Annotated in this window: 21 protein-coding genes, 1 tRNA gene and 1 other RNA gene; 18 read left to right on the top strand and 5 right to left on the bottom strand. The window is 66.0% G+C overall.

The window, feature by feature from the left end; translation table 11 throughout:
• Positions 1-47 precede the first annotated feature (47 nt).
• The 6 genes from VI08_RS01805 (at position 48) to VI08_RS01780 (ending at position 5,644) form a co-directional block, all read left to right on the top strand.
• Complete coding sequence (locus VI08_RS01805) at positions 48-650, top strand: hypothetical protein (RefSeq protein WP_045827828.1); 603 nt, start codon at positions 48-50, stop codon at positions 648-650.
• Between the two features lie 477 nt (positions 651-1,127).
• Positions 1,128-1,481, top strand: coding sequence for a hypothetical protein (locus VI08_RS01800; RefSeq protein WP_045827827.1), 354 nt, complete (start codon positions 1,128-1,130; stop codon positions 1,479-1,481).
• A gap of 23 nt (positions 1,482-1,504) precedes the next feature.
• Entirely contained in the window at positions 1,505-2,851 is a 1,347-nt protein-coding gene (locus VI08_RS20675) for an XVIPCD domain-containing protein (RefSeq protein ID WP_052697622.1), read from the top strand.
• A 691-nt stretch (positions 2,852-3,542) separates the two neighbouring features.
• Positions 3,543-4,490 (top strand): restriction endonuclease, encoded by a 948-nt coding sequence (locus tag VI08_RS01785; protein ID WP_232309420.1) that lies wholly within the window; start codon positions 3,543-3,545, stop codon positions 4,488-4,490.
• 21 nt (positions 4,491-4,511) lie between these two features.
• The gene (locus VI08_RS21115; protein ID WP_084621169.1) at positions 4,512-4,811 is read left to right on the top strand and encodes a hypothetical protein; all 300 of its coding nucleotides are present in this window, start codon (positions 4,512-4,514) and stop codon (positions 4,809-4,811) included.
• Between the two features lie 236 nt (positions 4,812-5,047).
• Positions 5,048-5,644: a hypothetical protein gene (locus VI08_RS01780; protein WP_052697621.1), complete on the top strand. Its 597-nt coding sequence runs from the start codon at positions 5,048-5,050 to the stop codon at positions 5,642-5,644.
• 226 nt (positions 5,645-5,870) lie between these two features.
• Here VI08_RS01780 and VI08_RS01775 read toward each other — a convergent pair whose 3' ends face one another.
• Entirely contained in the window at positions 5,871-6,545 is a 675-nt protein-coding gene (locus VI08_RS01775; RefSeq protein ID WP_045827824.1) for a DUF3800 domain-containing protein, read from the bottom strand.
• Positions 6,546-6,908: 363 nt separating this feature from the next.
• On the opposite strand from VI08_RS01775, the gene VI08_RS01770 reads away from it, so the two are divergent.
• Entirely contained in the window at positions 6,909-7,403 is a 495-nt protein-coding gene (locus VI08_RS01770; RefSeq protein ID WP_045827823.1) for a hypothetical protein, read from the top strand.
• A gap of 74 nt (positions 7,404-7,477) precedes the next feature.
• The gene (locus VI08_RS01765; RefSeq protein ID WP_157006235.1) at positions 7,478-8,059 is read left to right on the top strand and encodes a hypothetical protein; all 582 of its coding nucleotides are present in this window, start codon (positions 7,478-7,480) and stop codon (positions 8,057-8,059) included.
• 13 nt (positions 8,060-8,072) lie between these two features.
• On the opposite strand, the gene VI08_RS01760 is transcribed toward VI08_RS01765, so the two are convergent.
• Together VI08_RS01760 and VI08_RS01755 are read right to left on the bottom strand one after the other, a co-directional pair.
• Positions 8,073-8,315: a hypothetical protein gene (locus VI08_RS01760; protein ID WP_045827821.1), complete on the bottom strand. Its 243-nt coding sequence runs from the start codon at positions 8,313-8,315 to the stop codon at positions 8,073-8,075.
• Between the two features lie 122 nt (positions 8,316-8,437).
• On the bottom strand, positions 8,438-8,845 hold the full coding sequence (locus VI08_RS01755; protein ID WP_045827820.1) for a hypothetical protein: 408 nt from the start codon (positions 8,843-8,845) through the stop codon (positions 8,438-8,440).
• Between the two features lie 142 nt (positions 8,846-8,987).
• Between VI08_RS01755 and VI08_RS01750 the strand changes: the two genes are divergently transcribed.
• Complete coding sequence (locus VI08_RS01750) at positions 8,988-10,271, top strand: Nramp family divalent metal transporter (protein ID WP_198148814.1); 1,284 nt, start codon at positions 8,988-8,990, stop codon at positions 10,269-10,271.
• A gap of 4 nt (positions 10,272-10,275) precedes the next feature.
• On the opposite strand, the gene VI08_RS01745 is transcribed toward VI08_RS01750, so the two are convergent.
• Positions 10,276-11,424, bottom strand: coding sequence for an FAD-dependent oxidoreductase (locus tag VI08_RS01745; protein ID WP_052697620.1), 1,149 nt, complete (start codon positions 11,422-11,424; stop codon positions 10,276-10,278).
• 79 nt (positions 11,425-11,503) lie between these two features.
• On the opposite strand from VI08_RS01745, the gene VI08_RS01740 reads away from it, so the two are divergent.
• Positions 11,504-11,911, top strand: a complete 408-nt coding sequence (locus tag VI08_RS01740; protein ID WP_045827818.1) for a DUF6165 family protein — start codon at positions 11,504-11,506, stop codon at positions 11,909-11,911.
• On the opposite strand, the gene VI08_RS01735 is transcribed toward VI08_RS01740, so the two are convergent.
• Positions 11,912-12,991, bottom strand: coding sequence for a glycosyltransferase family 9 protein (locus tag VI08_RS01735; RefSeq protein ID WP_232309417.1), 1,080 nt, complete (start codon positions 12,989-12,991; stop codon positions 11,912-11,914).
• A 45-nt stretch (positions 12,992-13,036) separates the two neighbouring features.
• On the opposite strand from VI08_RS01735, the gene VI08_RS01730 reads away from it, so the two are divergent.
• From VI08_RS01730 to VI08_RS01700, 8 genes are all read left to right on the top strand, one after another.
• Positions 13,037-13,762, top strand: a complete 726-nt coding sequence (locus tag VI08_RS01730) for a 3-deoxy-D-manno-octulosonic acid kinase (protein WP_045827817.1) — start codon at positions 13,037-13,039, stop codon at positions 13,760-13,762.
• A complete protein-coding gene (locus tag VI08_RS01725; protein ID WP_045827816.1) occupies positions 13,759-14,517 on the top strand; it encodes an MBL fold metallo-hydrolase in 759 nt (252 codons plus the stop codon). Before VI08_RS01730 ends, VI08_RS01725 begins: the two co-directional genes overlap by 4 nt.
• 82 nt (positions 14,518-14,599) lie before the next feature.
• A tRNA-Ser gene (locus VI08_RS01720) sits at positions 14,600-14,690 on the top strand.
• A gap of 29 nt (positions 14,691-14,719) precedes the next feature.
• Positions 14,720-14,816, top strand: an RNA gene (gene ffs / locus VI08_RS21110) — signal recognition particle sRNA small type.
• Positions 14,817-14,893: 77 nt separating this feature from the next.
• Positions 14,894-16,600, top strand: coding sequence for a DNA polymerase III subunit gamma/tau (gene dnaX / locus VI08_RS01715; protein WP_045827815.1), 1,707 nt, complete (start codon positions 14,894-14,896; stop codon positions 16,598-16,600).
• Positions 16,597-16,920 carry a YbaB/EbfC family nucleoid-associated protein gene (locus VI08_RS01710; protein WP_045827814.1) on the top strand — a complete coding sequence of 108 codons (324 nt, stop codon included), beginning with the start codon at positions 16,597-16,599 and terminating at the stop codon, positions 16,918-16,920. The genes dnaX and VI08_RS01710 overlap by 4 nt, the downstream gene beginning before the upstream one ends.
• A 2-nt stretch (positions 16,921-16,922) precedes the next feature.
• Positions 16,923-17,525, top strand: coding sequence for a recombination mediator RecR (recR, locus tag VI08_RS01705; RefSeq protein ID WP_045827813.1), 603 nt, complete (start codon positions 16,923-16,925; stop codon positions 17,523-17,525).
• A gap of 20 nt (positions 17,526-17,545) precedes the next feature.
• Positions 17,546-17,890, top strand: a complete 345-nt coding sequence (locus tag VI08_RS01700) for a histidine triad nucleotide-binding protein (RefSeq protein ID WP_045827812.1) — start codon at positions 17,546-17,548, stop codon at positions 17,888-17,890.
• Positions 17,891-17,906 lie beyond the last annotated feature (16 nt).

Here is a 17,906-nt window from a genome sequence, read left to right as displayed (position 1 = left end):
GCGCAGCCGAAATAACCCATCCCGGATCGCGGCAGAAGAGACTCCCCATGCTGGACAAGGTTCAACAGTTTGTCGTGGTGCTTCAGATCGCTGGAGCCGCCCTGTTCTCGGCCGCCTATGGTGTCACCGCCTGGGAGATGAAGCGGCAGCCGCGGCGACGTTGGCTCATCTGGAAAGCACAGCAACGGACGGAGTTCGGCAGGCGAAGTCTGATCCTCGGCTTTTTGGTTGCGGTAGCCTGTCAACTAACGTGGACGTTCGTGGCATTCTGGCTCGCGCAATCGTTCGATGATGCCTGTAACTACGCTACCTTTGCGGCACCTTGCTTGGCGGCGTTGCTTGCCGGGCGCACACTCGTCGCACAGCTGGTCGTCCCCGAGCGCCCCATGCGGACCGCGGAGTTCCGTAACTTTTTCTTCTCGGTGCTGCTGTTGCTGTTCGGCTACGCTGCGTATCTCGTTCACAACGCCAGCAAGGCGGTGGTCGGGGTGGCCATGGTGGGCGTCCTCGCCAGCGCGCTCATTCCGCTGATCCGTCGGCGCGTGTGGCGATCATCCGCCAGTCCTGCCGCGAATCGGCTCATTCAAGCCGCCCTCGCTTGTAACGGGCTAGGCATGCTGATCTACGTGGTTCACCAGGTCCGCGCCTAATACCATCCGACGACATGCCCCGTTAGCGAAAGCACAAAGAAACCAAGGATGGCCGCGAAGGTGCGATCGAACCAACGATCGATCGGCGCAGGCGGTTTGGCGCGGGCGAGCCCGCGCGAGGCGATCACGCGGTCGCTGACAGAGGATAAGGGCGATGGCGGTCGATCATGTGGCATAGCCTACGTTAGGGGAAGCGGGCGCGTTGTCAATCCGAGTCGTCGTGGTCCGACGGTAGCCAAGGTTGCGCGTTCAACGGTTCGCTGGCGCGAGGATCCCTCCGCCACGCCAGCGTGCCGCCGTCGCGTCCCAGCGATCTGGAGGACGCAGAGGAGCCTGGCGTGAGCGCCGACAAAGCTGGCGTCATCTCAGCGACGGTTCGGATACTTTGTATCCGATTCGGCGCAGGCAACGGGCTTGGCGATGGCCCGAGCATCGGGCACCATCGGAACCTTGGATCTCCCCGACAAGGATATTGGAATGACCCTCCGTTCACGTGGGAACGCCTGGCTGCTATTGCTGGCCATGGCCCTATCTGGATCAGCCTGTGCGGCGGCGGCCGCGGTGACCATCCGCACCGAGTCCTATCCCCGGCCGCCGTATTCGGAGGCGACCTACTACGTTTACGAACGCGACGGAAAGGTCATCTGCACGAAGCTCAAGATCTGCGACAAATACGAAAACTGCGATGTGGACTACCACGCCGGCGCGTTCCTCGACCCGCTGGACCAGCGTAACGGGGACCCCTACGACGTCACCGCCGCCGTGGCGATCCCGCCGGGTAAGCGCGCCAAGCACCAGTGCCTGGCCAAACTGGTGCCCGACGCCCTGTAACTTCTTCTTCAAAGGACTGAATCATGACGACTCAACGCGAAGCCGACCTGCTTGCCGCCGCCTACGCTGCCGGGATGACCTCGCCCAAGGAACTGGCCAACTTCATGGCGCAGGTGACCCACGAATCAGGTGGGCTCACTAAGCTGGAGGAAGGGTTTCGCTACCCCCGGGGTCTGGACACCGTCCCCGTCCGGTCCGCCCGCGAAAGTCCCGACGGCCCCGCCGCGCATAAGGCCGCGATGAATGGCGACCCTAAGCCACTGGCCGAGCTCATGTATGGGGGCAAGGAACACAATGCCCCGGGGGAGGGTTACCTCTACCGAGGCCGCGGCTACATCCAGTTGACGGGCCACCGCAACTACGAGGTCATGGGCAACGCCCTGGGACTGGACCTGGTTCACCACCCCGAGCTGGCGGCCGAGCCGGAGATCGCCGCACGCATCGCGGTGAAGTTCTGGGAGACGAACATCCCGGACGCAGCGAAAGAGGACGTCGCCAAGGCCACCCATGTGATCAACAAGGGCAACGAGGGGCTCGCCGAGCGCAAGGGGCACGCGGCCGCTTGGGAAGCCAAGCTGACGCCGGAGGTGATGGCAGGGCTGGCCCGCGGCGAGGTGACGCTGCCCATCGCGGCCGAGCGAGCCCATGGCCATCACACCCCGGCCGGCGGGGCGCTTCGCCAGGGCAGCGAGGGCGCCGCGGTCAGCGCCCTCCAGGCACAGCTGGGTGAGCTGGGCTACCTCAAGGACGCGCACGGCCTGGTCCCCGCCCCCGACGGCCACTTCGGGCCGCAGACGGCCGCCGCGCTCCGCGCCTTCCAGCACGATCACGGCCTCCAAGCGGATGCCGTGGCGGGCGTGGCGACCCAGCAGGCGCTCCAGGCCAGCCAGCACCCCGGGGTGACCCAGCCGGGCGCGCCGCCGCTGGCCGCGCCCGTGCTCCTTAGCGATCCGGCCCACCCTGATAATGCTCTCTATTGCCAGGCTCGTTCGCATGTCCATCAGCTGGACGCGTCCCTAGGCCGAACCCCGGACGGGTTGAGCGACAACCTGGCGGGGGTGGCCGCCGTCCAAGCACGGCGCGACGGCCTGGAACGCATTGACCAAGTGGCCCTTAGCACGGACGGTCAACGCCTCTGGGCGGTCCAGACCCCGCAGGGGAGGAACGACCACCTGTTCGACCTACGCAGCAGCGTTCCTACCGAGGCGGTCCACACCCCGCTGGCCCAGAGCAGCGCGCAATGGCCACAGGCCATGGAGCAGTTTCAGGCCCAGCAGCAGGCGCAGCAACAGGCCCAACAGGTCACCCAGGCGCAGTCGGTCGAGCAAGTCCAGCAAGCTCAACAGCCCGCTCCGCAGATGCTGCGCTAACCGACCTTCCAAAGTGGCGATGCGCTCGACGTGAGAGGCCGCGTCACTACCCGCGTGACGCCTCACTCGCCCAGGTTAGGGCGCGTCCGCCGACAAGGTAGCCAGGCTGGCCACGCAATCGCCACCGCGTGACCAGTTCGGTCAAGCCGTCAGCCAAGCCGGCGTCATGGCCAAGCCTTCTGGGAAAGAACACGTCAAACGCGTGGCATCGAAACGCGTGGTGGCCCGATTCCGCATCTGGACGGAGGCGCTGGCCTTCGGGGCCGAACACCCAATGGGCATGTGCGAGGTTCCGGTGCGGCAACCGGGCTAGCGCGGTCGCAATCCGGCGCTCCGCTTCGAATCGGGTGCCTAGGTCCACCGCAACGACGTCGAAGAGGGCGAGCTCGACCCATAGCCGCTCGTCGGGCAACACACCGGGCTGGATACAGAAGGAGAGGAGGGCCATTCGACGAATCGCTGGGGATCAAGGCGGTTTGATGGTCCACCCGAGTCCATCTTGCGGTTGTGAATGTTGGGCGTAGTCGATCTATCGCACGTCGAGCGGTGTGGGCCAAGTGAATCGGTCGAAGAAACGTTTCATAATCTTCGACACACCCGGAAATGGGTCACTCGGAGAGCGACATGGAACGGCTTTGGATGGTGCGCGGCGAGGGCGGTGCCCTCTATGACCTGTTTCGGGACCGGGGGGGTGGCCGCGATTGGTTGGCGTGAGATCGCCGACCAGGCCAAGCCTGGGGTGGATCGGAAGCGCCTAACCGAGCTTTACAGGATAGCTCGCCCGAATGCTAAGTCAGGGACGGCCATTTCCGGTGCCTCCCAGGTCTGGCGGTTCGTCAACGAGATCCGGGTTGGGGACGGGGTCATTACCTATTCCCCTTCCAACCGAACCTACCTTGTGGGTCGGGTCACGGGGGAATGCGTCCACCATCCTGAATGGTCCGAGGAGGGCATGTCCCTGGCGCGGACGGTGGAGTGGCAGTCTCGGGAGCTGGACCGTGACGAGCTGTCCTTGCCGACCAAGAACAGCTTGGGCAGCACCCTGACCGTTTTTCTTTTGCCGCCCCATGCCCAAGGCGAGCTGACCAGTTGGCTCAATGGCACGCCCAAACCCGCGGTGGCACCTCTGGAAGAAGTGGTCGCCGACCTTCAGGACGAGGAGCTGGCCGACCCCTACGCCGACATCCAGACCGCGGCCCTGGAGCGCATCAAGGACCTCGTCAGTGCCATTGGCCCCCGGGACATGGAGCAGCTGGTTGCCGGCATTCTCCGGGCCATGGGCTACAAGACCCAGGTGTCACCCGTGGGTGCGGACCGGGGTAAGGACATCATTGCTTCGCCGGACGGCTTCGGGTTCGAAAACCCGCGCATCGTGGTGGAGGTGAAGCACCGTGGCGGCCAGATGGGCAGCCCGCAGATCCGGAGCTTCCTGGGCGGACGCCACAAGGACGACCGGGGTCTGTATGTCAGCACAGGTGGCTTCACCAAAGACGCTCTCTACGAAGCCGAGCGGGCCACCGTCCCACTGACTCTCTGGAATCTGGACACATTGGTGCGGACCCTGGTGGAACACTACGAGGCAACGGACAGCGAGACCAAGAGGCTGGTTCCGCTGAAGCGGATGTATTGGCCGGCATAAATAAAAAGTCAGGGAAAAACGATGAAACTGATCCCATTGGCAATCGCTTTGCTGGCATTGGCCGGATGTGCGAGCTCCGGTGTCCAGCAAACTGGCAAGGACACATATATGGTGTCGGAACGAGTGGGTTTCTCCGGACCCGTTGGAGCCAAGGGCGATGCGTTCAAGGCAGGAAACGCTTATTGCGCCAGGCAAGGAAAGAAGCTCAAGCTGGTTAGCGAAACATCCCGTGAATGTATGCTTCACGGGGGGTGCGGGGAGGCGGAGATTACTTTCATGTGCCTAGATGAGCGAGATCCTCGCTACTCGACCGAGCATTGAGGGCCAAATCTTCAATGGAAATCGCGGTCGTTGATGGGGTTCGTTCACTTCCCGCGCCTGGTCTCAAAGGCGAGTGCCAGGCTTGCGGACGTCCAGCTGTGGCGAAGTGCGGGGAAATCGTCATGTGGCACTGGGCTCACGCTGGACGGCGAGTGTGTGATCCATGGTGGGAAAATGAGGGCCCATGGCATCGTTCCTGGAAAGCCGCTTTCCCTCTGGAGACCCACGAGCAGGTGATGTTCGCGCCGGACGGCGAAAAGCATATCGCGGACCTCCGACTGCCCGACGGCCTGGTCATCGAGCTTCAGCACTCCAAGATGGAGATCGAAGAGATGCGTAGCAGGGAAGCTTTCTACCAGCGCATGATCTGGATCGTGGATGCCTCACCCTTCGTGTCCAACATTGCGATATTTGATGCGTTGCCAGACCCCAAGCTGCCGTTCACAGCCGATCTGATTGTCTGGTCACCTCATCCTGCTTGGCGAACGGATTGGACTAGACCGCGCGAGCGGATGAGCTATGAGAACCTTTTGGTCGCAAGGCGTTCACAGCAAACGCCGGGGTCAACAATGCTGCTGCTGGCCTCTCACAAGGATCGAATCGGCGAAAGCTTCGACGAAACGTATTCAGGTCACCACTTGGTCGATTGGAAGCGTCCCCGCACTGTTTGGTTAGAGACGACAAAGCCGACCTACCTCGACCTGGGAGACGGACGAGTCGGCCGGCTGATGCGGTGGCGTCCGGAGCGGGATAGCCCGTGGTGCCTCAAGCTTTTCGCCAAAGAGAAGCTGCTTCGACACCTCCTCGCGCGAATAGGGAATCCGTCCGCCTGACCGATGGCTGTCTCGCGTCCAACCGGGTCCGTCCCACGTTATTCGACGTGATATCGTTCGGGCTCGATAGGTCAACCCGAGAGGTCAAACCCTCCCGGTGACCCAGGCGGAAAACGACGGCGTTTAGCGGGTGAAAGTGGGTTAGGGTGAGAATCCCACCCTCTCCGCCAGTTTTAGAACCGAGGCCTCGCAGAAATGCGGGGCCTTTGTTTTTGTATCGAGATGGTCATGCGGCGGCCTGATGGGGCAGGCCAGGGAAGTAGAGACGCTGGATATCGACCTTCAGGCCAGGGGTATCGAGGTAGTCGCTTCGGCCGTACTCGAACTTCGCGTTCACGGCACCCGCCATGAAGTCCGCGAACTGCAAGCCGCGACACTGCCCACTGTCGGTGCTACGCGTATGCAAGCTCGTTCGTACGCCAAGCGTAAGCCAAAGCTCGGTCTGCAAGTATTCGTGCAGCGAGTTGCCACTAGCCACTTTCACCGATCGGTTGTCAGGGATCAGATGCACCGTGTCGTGCCTTGCCATCTCTTCCAGCAACATCGATTTCATCATGTAGTTGTAGAGCATGTCCGAGTCCGTGCGGATGTATTCCTCCACATTCGGCTTGTAGACCACGATCGCGCGATACGAAATATCTGCATGCCTGCTCAAGAGACGTGCCGCCTCCCTCGCGAAGTGGCGGCGTGAGGGCTCGCTCGCATCGGTCCACTTCCTTTCATGCTTCGTGTTCCAGCGACTGGCCGTGTACATGTCGCGCACCAGACGATCCAGCTGCCGACATTTCTCATCCGGCACGCATGCAGCGAAGATCGTGAGGTAGCGCGACGCGCCGCGCTTGCCAAAAGGCGGTTCGAAGTTCCAGCCAAGGTCGCCGCTCTCGTCCGTGTAGATGTGCACTGCTAGATCTTCCTGACAGCAGAGACGCGAAAGGCCCCCTGTCGGAGGCCTTTCGGGAAAAATGACAGACCCTGGGGCCGACGCGCTTAGATCGCGCTTACGAGGCCTTCGTGGGTGTCGCGGTGTACCCAGGCTTTACCTGTCGCCGACGAGTATGCGTCGGGGCGCGTCGCAGTGTCAAAGGTTGTCTGCGCGAGCATCTCGGCTTTCCTGTACGGCATAGCGCGGCGCCTACACCGTGTCGGCATCGCCCGCAGCGTCGCCGCGCAAGATTCCTACGCAACAACGAGCCAAATCGGCGGTGTACTCCACCTCTGGTCAACCTAGCCTTCACTTCCGATCCAACTGCGACGGAGAGTGAACATGAAACGACTTGCTGCTGCCCTTCTTGGCATCTGCTCGCTCGGTGCCCACGCGCATGGCACCACCATCTACCCGCAAGTCACGAGCTTTCAGAGCCGTGAGCGAATTACCCACCTGATCCCCGAAGGCGCCAACGCCGCACGCGAGCTTGACCTCACGGTTGGGCTGTTCGACCAGGACGGGAATGTCGTCATCCAGCCCGGCACCTTTGTGGAAGTTACTGCCGTCGAGTTTGGCGACGGCGAACAGCGTTACCCTGTCGGTTCCATTTCCGGCGTTACGGATGCGAACGGCCAGTTCACCGGGCGCCTCGCCTTGAGTGCGTGTCGGACGCCCAAGGTGATGGGGCCCGTACGAGTCCATCGCACGTCCAGCAAACCCGAATACTGGGACGTCACCTACGTACGCGCGCTCCTCAAAACTGACGGCGGCAACGAACACCAGCCCTCGTTCGTCCACATCTGCAAAGAAACCTATCGAGGAAATCGTCCGTGATCGGGTCGACGGCTGCTTCCCGTTTGCTTGCCCCGCCACCCAGGTCTGGGGGCTACTTCGAGGAGGTGGATCGGATGAAGGCCTCGCCCCAATCCCAGCGAATGGAGCGTCGGTACCAGGGCATCCTTGACGATGAGCGGGCCATCGCATGGTCCATGCAAGAGTTCGCTCTTCGCCTCGGTGGGGTGACTGAAAAGATGCGCGTGCTCCGGCCTGACCTCGTTGACGCTGACTATGACCTTCAGTTGGATGGAAGCCGGCTCGTGATTCTCGATGATTCGCTGGACGAGCGATCCCGCATCTGGCTTGAGGAGTCGTTCAACGGTGATCGAGAGCTTGTCCGCCTTGCTCGTGCCGTGAACGATGAGGCGGCACATGCGCTTGATATCAACCGCCACGACGATACGTCGGGTCGAAATACCTACAAGGGCGTTGATGCGACCATCGATCGCAGCGTCCGGTTTCTCTCCGCATTGAAGAGAACCATGGAGATGGAAGAGGGATGCGGTTGGACCAGGCGCTACGCGCACGCAGCCCTCGTCCTGGAACGGCAGGTGATGGAAGACACCTACATCTACCGCGCGAAGGGCGGCGCGGTGGAACTAGAGCGCAACCTCAACCGGAGTAGCCTCTTCGAGGTGGACCTCCACCTGTGAGAGCACCTTGCCGTCACGCCTCGAGCGGGTCGTCCTCGTGGAGCTCGTCCATCCACCCGCGCCGGCGGTGGAGCACCCATTCCACGTGCTCGGAGAAGAGCACGTCGATCGGGGCGCCATGGGCCATGGCCGAGAGTTTGCCGGGCGTGACATTGCCCAGGTGCTCGGCCTGGTCGGCGAACCCCACGATGCCTTCCCGCTTAAGCTGGGCAAGCACCTTTTTCAGGTTCTGGTGGCGGGCGTTCTGGACCGGCATCGTGGGTTTCCTTGGCTATGCGGGAAACATCGGCGGACGTCGCGCGGTCTTTAGCGTGCCCGCCCCGGCCGTGCCGGAAACGGACGTGAAGCACATTTTCGGCAATCCGTGAGACGGAGTGTTCAGGCTGTGCGCTGGTCCGCCATCCAGCCGGGCAGCGAGGCGTTCACGCCATTGAGCAGGGCGTCGAGGTCGTGGGCCTTGCGGGCCAGTGCCTGTGCCCGTTCCAGTTCGCGTTGCTGTTCTTCCGCTTCGTCCTGGCCGGCGGCATTCACGGCCTGGACGGTGAGGCGGGCGTACTCGGCCACCAGGTCCTCGGAGGGCACCCGGAACCAGATGCGGCCGTCCGCCCAGCGGATATCCGGCGAGGTATGCCGGGCGAACCCCTCTTCGCAGCGCACGGCGAACAGCCCCAGCCACCGTTCGTCGGGCGTGGTATCCAGTTCCGCCAGGACGCAATAGCCGATGTCGTCCTGGTGGGCGGCGGTGAAGCCGGTGATACGGGGAATGTGGCGCGTGATGGTGGTCATGGCGGCTCCTGGGTCGTCGACGTATAAGATGCTGCGCGTGGATGCATTGCGAAGCCGCGGCAGGGCCTGCCATCCACGCCCCATGCACGCGGCGGGGGCTGTAATCGACGTGAACGCGATGTGCGTACACGCAGGCGGCTGGGTGAGAGAGGAAGTCAGGCAGGCACGCGACGACCAGGCCATGCAGGAAGTGCTGCAGGGCCGGCGCCGGGGTCTGGCCGCGTTGGCACCGTTCGCCGGGCCGGCCGTGGTGGTCTCGGTGGCCTACATCGACCCGGGTAATTTCGCCACGAACATCCAGGCCGGTGCCCGCTACGGGTACGCGCTGCTTTGGGTGGTGGTGCTCGCCAACCTCGTGGCCATGCTGTTCCAGGCCCTGTCCGCGCGCCTTGGCATCGTCACTGGCTGCAACCTGGCCCAGTTGTGCCGCCTGCACCTGCCCCGGCCGCTGGTATGGGTCATGTGGGTGGTCAGCGAACTGGCGGCCATGGCCACCGACCTCGCCGAGTTCCTGGGCGGCGCCATTGGGCTGGCGCTGCTGTTCCATATGCCGCTGCTCGTGGGCATGGCCATCACCGGCATCGTCACGTACGGCCTCCTGCTGCTGGAGGGCAGGGGCGCGCGGCGCCTAGAGACGAGCATTGGCGCGCTGGTGGGCGTGGTCGGGCTTTGCTATCTCGTCGAAATCTTCATCGCGCCGGTGGACTGGGCGGCGGTGGGCCTGCATATCTTCAAGCCCGACCTGCCCGACGGCATGGCGGTGGCGCTTGCGGTGGGCATCATTGGCGCGACGGTGATGCCGCATGCGCTATTCCTGCATTCCGGGCTTACCGAGCGGCGGGTGAAACCGCGCACCGATCCGGAACGTGAACGCATCATCCGGCTGTCGAACCTGGAGGTGGTGCTGGCGCTGGCAGTGGCGGGGCTTATCAACCTGGCCATGGTGGTGATGGCCGCGGGCGCGTTCCATGGCAGCCACCCCGACGTGGCGAAGATCGAGACGGCCTACCAGACCCTGGTGCCGCTGCTTGGTGGTGCGGCGGCGACGATCTTCCTCCTCTCGCTGATCGCTTCGGGTTTTTCGAGCTCGGTGGTGGGCACGATGGCAGGGCAGATGATCATGCAGGGCTTCGTCGATTTCCGTATCCCGCTGTGGCTGCGCCGCGCGGTGACCATGGTGCCGAGCTTCGCCGTGGTGCTGGCGGGCGTCGACGCCACGCGCGCGCTGGTGGCGAGCCAGGTGGCGCTCAGCATCGCGCTGCCGTTCCCGATGGTGGCCCTGGTATGGTTCTCGGCGCGCGAACGCATCATGGGCCGGTTCCGCATCGCGCGCGGAACGACGGTGCTGGCCGTCGTTGCCGCGCTCACGGTGCTCTCGCTCAACATCGTGTTGCTGCTGGATACGTTCGGCGCCGTATCGCTCTAAGGCATCACTCCGCCGGCGGCGGGTGGTCCAGCCCCGCCACCGTTCGCAACATCATCGTCCGCATGCCATCCACGTGGGCCACCGCAGGCAGCAGGGCATGGCGCGCCATGCGCAGCGCGGCGTTATGGCCGCGCGCCATCGTCGTGATCGCGCGGATGCGTCGCACCACCGAGCGATGCACGGGGTGCCGCTCGCGATGGTAGGCATCGAGCGCCACCGCGGTTGCGCCCTGGCTGCCCGCCAGGCGCATGGCAAAGGTCGCTGCATCCTCGATGCCCAGGTTCATGCCACGCGCGCCGATGGGCGAATGGATATGCGCCGCATCGCCGCCCAGTGCGACACGGCCGAGCGCGCAACGCGGCGCCACGCGGTGCGCGATGCGGAACCGGGAGGACCACACGGGCTCGCCATGCGTCGTGCCTTCGGGCAGGCGTGACAACGGATCCGGCACGCTGGCGATGATGCGCCACACGAGCCGGTCGAGGGCGAGGGCGAAGGCCATGCCGTCGGGGAAGAAAAGGATATGCGCGTGGTCGAGGTCGAGCGGCGTGTCCATGGGCACGTCGAAGAGCGGCCATTCTTCGGGGAAGGCCGAGCCAGGGAAATCGATGCCCAATGCCTTGCGGAACGCGCTGTGCGCACCGTCGGCCGCGTATACCGCATCGAATCGGGCCGCTTCGCCGCCGCCCAGCTGCACATCGGCGCCACCGGCATCCTGCGACACCAGCGCCGCCTGGACGCCGCGCTCGACCTGGATACCCAGGTCAGCGAGCGCCGCCGTGAGCAACGCTTCGCTGCGTTCCTGCGACAACACGGTGAGGCCGTAGCGAGGGTGCAAGTGGCCCGCCTCCAGGTGCGTCAGTTCCTTGCCGTTTTCATGGAAGCGGACACCGCGCACGTCGCGCCCCTCGTCGACCATGCGCTCGGTGACCCCCGTACCGGCGAGCAGGTCGAGCGTGCGGGGGTTCACCACCAGCGCGCGCGAGTGCGGCGCGGGCGCGCCGGCGGCGTCGACGATGCGGGCGTGGATGCCCCGCCGCGCTAGCAGCAGGGCGGCGGCCAGGCCCGTGGGCCCTGCGCCAGCGATCAGGACGGACGGCTGGTTCATGGTGCGGCGGCCGGTCGCGGTGGTGGGCAGAGCATCGCCGGGCACGGGTTATCAGGGCGTATAGGCGCGCAGCGTGGCGGGCAAAACTGCTACGCTCCCGCGCCTGACCTGAAGGAGATTCCCCATGAGCGTGATCGAGACCCCGGTATCTTTCGGCGAGCTGATCGACAAGATGACCATCCTCCAGATCAAGCTGCAGGAGATCCGCGACGAGGCCAAGCTCGCCAACGTGCGCAACGAGCTCGAGCTGCTGGAAACCACCTGGGCCAACCACGCCGCGTCGAAGACCGATATCGCCGACGAAACCGGGCGCCTGCTCGCCGTCAACAAGCGCCTGTGGGATATCGAGGACCGCATCCGCGTGAAGGAAAAGGCGCAGGAATTCGATAACGACTTCATCCAGCTCGCCCGCTCGGTGTACTTCGAGAACGACGAGCGTGCCGCGGTGAAGCGCGAGATCAACATGAAGCTCGGCTCCACCCTCGTGGAGGAGAAGTCGTACCAGGATTACGGCGCGAAGCCGGCGTTCTGATCAACGCCCCAGCGGCAGGGCCAGGAACCCGGCGCAGGCTTCCAGCCGCTCGACCATGTCGGGGACCTCGACCAGGTCCATGACGCCGGGTTTCTCGATCTTGGTGCCCCAGGCGATCTCCGACGCCGGCTTGCCCAGGAACTTGCGGGCGGCGGCGTCGTAGCGGTCGACGCACCAGCGGCGGTCGGAGTAGGGGCCCGAGCGGTTCGGGTTGCTTGCCGCATGCAGGCCCAGCACCTTCACGCCCGCGGCGTTGGCCATGTGCATCGGCCCCGAGTCCGGGGTCAGGATCATCTGGCTCCGGCCCAGCAGGGCCATGAAGCGCTTCAAGGTGTCCTTGCCCGTGAGATCGAGGGGGGCATGCTTCACCGCGGCGAGGATCTGGTCGGCCAGCGCGCGCTCGGCGGGCGAGGGGCCCCCCACCAGCGCCACGCGCATGCCCCGGGCCATGGCGTGGTCGATAACCGCGGCGTAGCGTTCCACGCGCCAGTTGCGGACGGTGTGGCTCGACATGGGGCTGACCAGCAGGGTGGGCGTCTCGCCCGGCAGCTGTTCGGCGGCCCACGCGTGGGCATCCGCGGGCACCGGGATATCCCAGCGCACCTCGGTTTGCGCCAGGCCCAGTGGCTCGATGAAGCTGGCCATGGCATCGAGCACGTGTTCGCCCGTGCGCGCTTCGATACGCTCGTTGACGAAGAGCCCGTGCAGGTCCTTCGACCGCGCGCGGTCGTAGCCAATGCGCCGGTCGGCCTTTACGGCCAGGCTGAGCAGGTTGGAGCGAAGGGCCACCTGCATGTGCAGCAGGGCGTCGAAACGGCGGCCGGCGAGGGCCTCGCGGACGGCACGCATCCCTTCGCGGCCCTTGCCCTTGTCGAACGGAATGAACTCGACGCCGGGGAGGTCGCCGACGAGCTTCTGTTCGAGCTTGCCGACGACCCAGGTGAGGCGCGTGGACGGGGACGCCGCCTGCAGGGTGCGGACCAGTGGCACCACATGGGTCACGTCGCCAATGGCCGACGTACGCAGGATGCAGAGACTGGAATCTCCCGGCGGGAGCGGGCGGCTTGCTAGACTGTTCACGATCGGGTTACCGGATAGGAGGCTGCCAGGCGGGCGGCCCAGCAAATGACAGACCAAAGAGTAACGGAGGCCGCGGGCGGCACGATTCTGTTCGACGCAGGCCGCGCAGCTCAAGTCGACGCCGACTGGTTCTCGCCCGAGGCATGGGCGGGGCGTGGTGCCCTGCGCTCGCAACCCGGTGGCCGCGGGGGCGTCTCCATCATCGATACGCCCGCCGGCGAAGCCGTGCTGCGCCATTATCGCCGTGGCGGCATGGTGGCGCGCCTGCTGGGCGATCGCTACCTGTTCACCGGTGCCGGGCGCACGCGCAGCTCACGCGAGTTCCGCCTGCTGGCCGAGCTGGCGCACCGTGGGCTACCCGTGCCGCCGCCGGTGGCGGCACGGCACGTGCGCCACGGCCTGCGCTATTCGGCCGACCTCATCACGTTGCGCATCCCCGGCGCCCGCACCCTTGCCGAATGCGTGGCGCAAGGCGCGTTCAACGAGGCGCTGGCGCGCCGCACCGGCCAGCTGGTGGCACGCTTCCACCGCGAAGGGGTCCGCCATGCCGATCTCAACGCGCACAATATCCTCGTGAACGCCGACGGCCTGTTCCTCATCGATTTCGACCGCGGCCGCCTGCGCACGCCGCGTTTCGGCTGGCGCAGGGGCAACCTGGCGCGGCTGAAGCGCTCGCTGGTGAAGGTTGGGGCGGCGGAGGGCGGCAGCATGTTTGAAGAGGTGCTGTGGCCCGCCCTGCAACAGGCTTACGACGAGGCGTTCCGCGCATGAGCTACGACCTTCGCTTCCTCGGCACGGGCGCCGCGCACGCGGTGGAACTGGGTTCCTCGGCGGTGGTGCTGGAACGGGACGGCACGCCCCTGCTGCTGGTCGACTGCGGCCCCGACACGCTCGACCGCTACGTCGCCACCTACGGCGAGCCACCCGCGGCCCTCTACATCACCCATACCCACATGGACCACGTGGCCGGCATGGAGCGCCTGTTCTTTCGCCTGTGGTTCGACGAGGCGCTGCGCGGCCGCACCAAGGTGTTCCTGCACGCCGGCCTGCTGCCGTGGTTGCAGGGCAGGGTGGCCGATTACCCGGGCGCGCTGGCCGAGGGCGGCGTGAACTACTGGGAGGCCTTCCACCTGGTGCCGTGCACGCGTGGCTTCTGGCACGCGGGCCTGTGGTTCGATGTGTTCCCCACGCGCCACCACGTGCAGGGCACCTCGTACGGGCTGGCGTTGCGCGGCTGCTTCGTCTTCACGGGCGATACCCGCCCCGTGCCCGAAGCCCTGGCCATGCATGGCGCCGCCGGTGAGCTGATCGCCCACGATTGCGGCGTGCTGGGCAACCCTTCGCACACGGGCGTGGACGACCTGGAGCGGGAGTACCCCGCCGAGGCCCGCGCCCGCATGGCGCTATACCACTACGGCAGCGCCGCCGACGGCGAGGCGCTGCAGGCGCGTGGCTACCGCATCGCCCGCCCCGGCGAGGCCCTGGCCCTGCCCGTGCCCGAACCCACCCGGCCCACGGCGGGCTGATACCGCTTGTCTCCGCGCGGCCCTGCCGTTATCCTTCCGCTTCTTTGCCGGGATGGATCCCGGGGAAGGGAAGTACCAGTGCGGAGAGGTGTCCGAGTGGTTTAAGGAGCACGCCTGGAAAGTGTGTATACGTTAATCGCGTATCGCGGGTTCGAATCCCGCTCTCTCCGCCACTTCAATGTCTACGTCTTTATGGTGGCCCTGTCGGTCCCCCCGCGACGATAGTCCGTAAACCCCGCCAGGTCCGGAAGGAAGCAACGGTAGCGGATGATTCGGGTGCCGGGGTGTGGCTGGCAGGGTCATCGCCTTTCCAGGGCGGCGCTTTCGCCAGCCCCGTCTCCTTGGCACAATCCACTGTCGCCCCAAGGTAGATCGCATGTCCTATCAGGTCCTCGCACGCAAGTGGCGCCCGCGCAAGTTCGCCGAGCTCGTGGGGCAGGAGCACGTGGTCCGTGCGCTGACCAACGCGCTCGACAGCGGGCGCATGCACCACGCCTACCTCTTCACCGGCACCCGCGGCGTCGGCAAGACGACCATCGCGCGCATCTTCGCCAAGTCGCTCAATTGCGAGCGCGGCGAATCGGCCGATCCCTGCGGCGAGTGCGCCGTCTGCACGGCGGTGGATGCCGGCCGCTTCGTCGACCTGCTCGAAATCGACGCGGCCAGCAACACGGGTGTCGACGACGTCCGCGAGGTCATCGAAAACGCGCAATACGCGCCTTCGCGTGGCCGCTTCAAGGTTTACCTCGTCGACGAGGTGCACATGCTGTCCAAGCCGGCGTTCAACGCGCTGCTGAAGACCCTTGAAGAGCCGCCGCCCCACGTCAAGTTCCTGCTCGCCACCACCGACCCGCAAAAGCTGCCGGTCACGGTGCTGTCGCGCTGCCTGAAGTTCAACCTGAAGCGCCTGCTGCCCGAACAGATCTCGGGCCAGATGAAACACATCCTTGGCGCCGAGGCCATCGACTACGACGACGAAGCCATCGCGGAGCTCGCACATGGCGCCGATGGCTCGCTGCGCGACGGCTTGTCGCTGCTCGACCAGGCCATCGCCTACGGCGGGGGCGTGCTGCGCGCAGGCGATGTCCGCGCCATGCTTGGCAGCGTGGAGCGTGGCCAGGTGCTGGGCGTGCTCGAAGCCCTGGCCAACGGCGACGGCGAGGCCCTGATGGCCGAGGCCGATCGCATCGCGTCGTTCTCGCCCGATTTCGGCGGCGTGCTCGACGACCTCGCCACGGTGCTGCACCGCGTGCAGTTGCTGCAGCTGGTGCCGGGGTACCGCGCCGACGACAGCGATGCCGCGCTGGCGGGCCTGGCCGAGCGGCTGGCGCCGGAAGACGTCCAGCTCTACTACCAGATCGCCACCAACGGTCGCCGCGAGCTGCCGATGGCACCCGATGCGCGCATTGGTTTCGAGATGGTGCTGCTGCGCATGCACGCGTTCCGCCCGGCCGAAGGCAGCCACGCGCCGCCCGGGCCGCGGTCGTCGCAGGCGCCCGCACCCGCACCCGCGGCACCGCGCCAGGCGCCCCCGCAGGCGCAGGCAGGGCCGCAGCGCGGCGGGTCGCCGGCACAGGCCGCGCCAACGCGTGTCGCGCCGCCTGCACCTTCGCCAGCGCCTGCACCGGCATCGCCGCCGGCACCGGCCCCCAGCATTCCGTCAACCCCGCGTCCCATCGCCACGGGCGCCAATGGCCTGCCCGACTGGCACGAGATCGTCGAGCGCGCCCACCTGCGCGGCCCGATCGGCCAGCTGGCGCAGAACTGCACGCTGCGGGGCGTGGACGGTGAGGCCATGGTCATGGCGCTGCAGCCGCAACACATGCACCTGGCCGTGGAACCCCTCACCAGCCAGATGGAAGAAAAGGTTTCCAACGCGCTGGGCCGTCGCGTGCGCTTCCGCTTCGTCGCGGAGGGCGGTGCGCTCAACACGCCGGCCGACCGCCGCGCACAGGCCGCCAGCGATGCCCAGGCCAACGCCGAGGCGTCGATGGAAACCGATCCACTCGTGCAGGCGCTCAAGCGCGACTTCGGCGCGCGCGTCATTCCCCAATCGATCAAACCCGTGGAGCGAGGAACATGAAAGGTCAAATCGGTCAGCTGATGCAGCAGGCCCAGCGCATGCAGGACGAAATGAAGCGCGCGCAGGAAGAACTGGCGAAAACGGAAATCACCGGCAGCGCCGGCGGCGGCCTTGTCACGGTGACGATGACAGGCGGCCACGAAGTGCGCGCCGTGCACATCGACCGCCAGGCGTTCGCGGACGACCCGGAGATGGCCGAGGACCTCGTCGCCGCCGCCGTCAACGATGCGGTGAACAAGATCGCCGAGCTGAGCCGCTCGCGCCTCGGTGGCGTCACGCAGGGCCTGAACCTGCCGCCCGGCTTCAAGATGCCGTTCTAATCGTGAGCAACGGCTCCCGCCTGCTGGGCGAACTCATCGACGCGCTGCGCTGCCTGCCCGGCGTGGGGGCCAAGAGCGCGCAGCGCATGGCTTTCCACCTGCTCGAGCGCGAGCGACAGGGCGGCATGCGCCTTGCGTCGGCGCTCGAATCGGCCATGCGCGACGTGGGCAACTGCACGCGATGCCGCAACTTCAGCGAGACGCCCGTGTGCTCGCTCTGCGGCAGCGCCACCCGCGACCGCCATGTGCTGTGCATCGTGGAATCGCCCTCCGACCTCGCTGCGATCGAGCAGGCCACGGGGTTCCGCGGCCACTACTTCGTGCTGCTGGGCCGCCTGTCGCCGCTCGACGGGCTGGGGCCGGAAGAACTTGGCTTGCCGCTGCTCGCCGAGCGGCTGGGTGAGGGCGAGGTCGAGGAGATGATCATCGCCACCAACCCCACCGTGGAAGGCGAGGCCACCGCGCATTACATCGGCCAGCTGGCGAAAGCCGCCGGCATCCGCGCCACCCGCCTGGCCCACGGCGTGCCCCTGGGCGGCGAACTCGAATTCGTCGACCGCGGGACGCTTGCCCACGCGTTCGGCAGCCGCCAGTCGCTCGGCTAGCCCCACCCAAGGAGTACGCAGTGACCGATACCATCTTCGCCAAGATTGTCCGCCGCGAGATCCCCGCCGATATCGTCTACGAAGACGACGAGGTGCTGGCGTTCCGCGACCTCAACCCGCAGGCGCCGGTGCATGTGCTCTTCATCCCCAAGCGCGCCATCGCGACGCTCGACGATGCCGTGCCGGGCGACGCCGCGCTACTGGGCAAGCTGTTGCTCGCCGCCGCGGCCTACGCGCGTGCGCAGGGCTTCGAGAAGGATGGCTACCGCACCGTCATCAACACCAACGGGCATGGCGGGCAGACCGTCTTCCACATCCACGTGCACCTGCTGGCGGGCCGGCAGATGCATTGGCCGCCGGGCTGAGCCATGCCACGCATGG

Origin of the sequence: Luteibacter yeojuensis (genome assembly GCF_000964085.1) — a bacterium.
Lineage (GTDB): Bacteria > Pseudomonadota > Gammaproteobacteria > Xanthomonadales > Rhodanobacteraceae > Luteibacter > Luteibacter yeojuensis_A.
This window is presented reverse-complemented; position numbering and strand designations above follow the sequence as displayed.